Origin of the sequence: Kitasatospora sp. NPDC091257 (genome assembly GCF_044757675.1) — a bacterium.
GTDB lineage: Bacteria > Actinomycetota > Actinomycetes > Streptomycetales > Streptomycetaceae > Kitasatospora > Kitasatospora lactacystinica.
The window spans coordinates 1-3,850 of record NZ_JBIVVI010000897.1 but is presented as its reverse complement, the minus strand read 5'-3'; the positions used below and the strand labels follow the sequence as shown (position 1 = coordinate 3,850).

The 3,850-nt window shown below is 78.0% G+C and carries 2 protein-coding genes and 1 pseudogene; 2 read left to right on the top strand and 1 reads right to left on the bottom strand.

Going from position 1 to position 3,850, the window contains the following annotated elements:
* The coding region (locus tag ACIQOV_RS31615; RefSeq protein ID WP_401054103.1) for a SpoIIE family protein phosphatase at positions 1-1,510 on the top strand (1,510 nt) is incomplete at its 5' end.
* Positions 1,511-1,572: 62 nt separating this feature from the next.
* Positions 1,573-2,640 (top strand): polyprenyl synthetase family protein, encoded by a 1,068-nt coding sequence (locus ACIQOV_RS31610; RefSeq protein ID WP_401054105.1) that lies wholly within the window; start codon positions 1,573-1,575, stop codon positions 2,638-2,640.
* A 56-nt stretch (positions 2,641-2,696) separates the two neighbouring features.
* Here the strand turns inward: ACIQOV_RS31610 and ACIQOV_RS31605 are convergent.
* Positions 2,697-3,706: pseudogene (locus ACIQOV_RS31605) on the bottom strand (glycerate kinase).
* Between the last annotated feature and the right edge of the window lie 144 nt (positions 3,707-3,850).

Here is a 3,850-nt window from a genome sequence, read left to right as displayed (position 1 = left end):
CCCCGAGCGGGCCGACGACCTCCTGGACGGCCTGCTCACCCCCGCGCTGCTGCTGGCCCCCGTCCTGCGGGCTGGGCGGATCGCCGACTTCACGGTGGTCCGGGTCAACGCCCGGTTCCGCGACCCGCTCGGCCGGCCCCGGGAAGCGCTGGAGGGCGCCTCGCTGCTGGAGACCTACCCGGTCGCCTCGGCCGCCGGGCTGCTCGACCGGCTGCTGCGCGCGTACGAGACGGGCGTACCGTCGACCGCCGAGCGGGTCCGGCTCGCCTTCCGGGAGCAGGGGCCCGCCGTCCCGGTGGCCGTGCTGCTCTCGGTCGTCCCGCTCGGCGGCCGGGTGCTGGTCTGCTGGCGGCTGGACGACGAGCGGGAGGAGGACGAGCACGCCGCCCTGCTGCGCCAGGCCCAGCGGCTGGCCCGGGTGGCCGGGTTCGAGGAGCGCCCCGCCGAGGGCCGGATCCGCTGGAGCGACGGGCTGCGCGAGCTGTACGGGCTGGCGCCGGACGCCCCGCCCGTACCGCTGGACCGGCTCGTGCGGCACACCCACCCGGACGACCGGCCGGCGGTCCGGCGGCTGCTGGACACCGTCCGGCACCACCACCGCACCGCCTCCGCGGTGGTCCGGCTGGACCGCCCGGACGGCACCCACCGCTTCACCCGGGTGATCGCCGAGCCGGTGGTGGACGAGACCGGCCGGCTCGTCGCCGTCCGCGGCGCCTACCACGACGTCTCCGCCCAGCACTGGACGGAGGTCGCGCTCGGCGCCACCCGGGAGCGGCTGGCCGACAGCGAGCAGGAGTCGGCCGAACGGGCGCAGCTGGCACTGCGGCTGCAGCAGGCGATCCTGCCCGCCGCCCCGCCCCCGCTCGCCGTCACCGGCCTGCACGCCGCCGTCCGCTACCGGCCCGCGGCCCAGCGCGACCGGGTCGGTGGCGACTGGTACGACGTGCTGGTGCTGCCCGACCGGCGGGTGCTGCTCGCGGTCGGCGACGTGGCCGGGCACGGCGTCGGCGCGGCCACCGGGATGGTCGCGCTGCGGCACGCGCTGCGCGGCCTCGCCGTCACCGGGGCCGGCCCGGGCCGGCTGCTGGAGTGGGCCAACACCGTGGCCCTGCGCGAACCGGGCCAGGTCACCGCGACGGCCGTCTGCGTGCTGGTGGACCCGGTCGGCGGCGAACTGCGCTGGGCCCGGGCCGGCCACCTGCCGCCGATCCGGCTCGGCGCGGACGGCGCCCAGGTGCTGCCGCTGCCGCACGGCGTGCTGCTCGGCGCACTGGACGACGCCGAGTACGAGGAACGCACCGCCCGGCTCGACCCGGGTGACGTCCTGTTGCTCTACACCGACGGGCTGGTCGAACGCCGGGACCGCCCGGTGGAGGAGTCGGTGGAACAGTTGCTCCGGGCGGCCGGCGCCCCCGGCCCGGACCTGGAGCAGTACCTGGACCGGCTGCTCGAACTCAGCCCCGCCGACACCGACGACGACACCTGCCTGATCGCCGTCCAGACCGAGTAGGCAGGGCGGCTGCGCGGTCCCGTACGCCGGATGCGAGGGTGGGCCTCGTGAACGAGACGATCATGGCAGCCGCCCGCGAACGAGCCGCCGGACACCGGCGCCGGTTCGACCTCCGCTTCGAGGCCTACTTCGCCGCCCTGCCGGAGCGCCTCGACACGCCGCCGCTCAGCCGCTTCACCCCGCGCTGCCTGGAGCTGCTGCGGGACCTCTCACTGCGCGGCGGCAAGCGGCTGCGGGTCGCCCTGCTGTACGAGGCGGCCCGCCTGGTGACCACCGACCCGGTGCCCGGCCTGGCGGAGGCCGCGCTGAGCATCGAGCTGCTCCAGACGCACGGGCTCGTCCACGACGACATCATCGACGACGCGCCCGTACGCCGCGGCGGCCCCTCCACCTACTACGCCTACCGCCGGGAGTTCCCGGCGGCGGACCGCACCGCGCTCGGCCTGGCCGTCCTGGCCGGGGACCTCGCCGCCTTCCTCTCGATGCGGGTCCTGCTGGAGGCGGACGTCCCCGCCGAGCTGCGCCAGGCGATGCTGGAGGTGCAGCTGAACGCCGGCGCCGAGACGGTCGCCGGCCAGATCCTCGACCTCGAACGCGACTTCCTGCCGCTCCCGGACGAGGAGTTCCTGCACACCGTCTGCGAGTACAAGTCGACCCGGTACTCCGTGCTCGCCCCGCTGCGGCTGGGGCTGCTGGCCGCCGGCGAGGAGGTGGCCGGTCACGACGCACGGCTGCGCCGGTACGCGACCCTGGTCGGCATCGGCGGCCAGCTGCGCGACGACTACCTCGACCTGTTCGGCGACGAGGACGCCACCGGCAAGTCCACCGGCGCCGACCTCCGCGCGGGACGCCGCAGCTACGCCGTGAGCGCCCTGCTCGCCCGCGCGGACGAGGCGCAGCGGGCCGTGGTGGAGTCCGCGCTCGGTGACCCGCACTGCCCGGCCGACGCGGTCGAGCAGGTCCGCGAGCTGGCCCGACGGCTGGGCGTGGACCGGAAGCTCCGCTCCGACATGCGCCGCTGCGCCGACGCGGCCCGCGCCGAGGCCGAGAGCTGGCGCCCGCACTGGCGGGAGGAGGCGGTGGCCTTCTTCGAGGGGCTGCCGCCGGCGAACGTGGTGCCGGGCGGGTGACCCGGGCGGCTCGGTCCGCGCCGAGCGCGAGGGGACCTGGCCCGGACGGCGGGAGTTCAGCCCGCCGCGTCGTGGGCGAGGCGGGCACCGGCGCGGACCAGCCACAGGCGGGCGTGCTCCCGGGCGGAGGCCGGGTCGCCCGCGAGCGCGGCGAGGGTCAGTACCCGGTCGTCGGCCGACTCGCCCGCGACGATCCGGGCCGGGACGCCGGCCCGGGCGGCCCGGGCGAGGACCTCGCCGACCGCCTTGCCACGCAGGCTGGTCGCGTCGTACCGGCCCTCACCGGTGATCACCAGATCCGCCGTGGCGATGTCCCGGTCGAGGCGGAGGAGGTCGGCGACGGCGGCCGCGCCGGGGCGGACGACGGCGCCCCAGGCGGCCGCGAGGCCGTAGGCGGTGCCGCCCGCCGCACCGGCGCCGGGCTGCGCCGGGTCCGCGCCGAGGAGCGCGGCGAGCCGGGTGAGGCCCTGGTCGAGCAGGGCGACCTCGCTCGGGTCCGCGCCCTTCTGCGGGCCGTAGACGGCGGCGGCGCCGTCCGGGCCGAGCAGCGGATTCGTGACGTCGGTGAGCAGCACCACGCCCTCGGGCGGCGCCGGGCGCAGGCCCGTGGCGTCGACCCGGTGGGCCCGCGGCAGTGCTCCGCCGCCGTCGGGGAGCTCCCGGCCCCGCGCGTCGGTCGCCGCAGGCCGAGCGCCGCGAGCAGGCCGCTGCCGCCGTCGGTGGAGGCGGAGCCGCCGAGGGCGACCGCCAGTCGGCGCGCGCCCGCGTCGAGGGCCGCCGCGACGGTCTCGCCGGTGCCCCGCGTGGTCGCGGTGAGCGGTGCGGGGCGGGACATCGGGGGCAGCCCGCTGGCGACGGCGAGTTCCACCAGCGCGGTGCCGTCGGGCAGGAGGGCGTACCGCCCGGTGACCGGCCGCCCGTCGGGGCCGGTGCGGCCGGGGACCTCGTGCTCGGTGGTGCCGGGCAGGGCGGCCGCGACGGCGGCGATGGTGCCCTCGCCGCCGTCGGCCATCGGACGCGCGATCAGCTCGTCGCCCGGGCGCACCGAGCGCCAGCCGTCGGCCAGCGCCCGGGCGGCGTCGGTCGCCGTGACCGTCCCCTTGAAGTCGCCGTGACCGTCCCCTTGAAGGAGTCCGGGGCGAGGACGACCCTCATGCGCCCACCACGTGGGCCCGGTGGCGCTCGACCACCGTCGCGAGGGTCCGGTCCC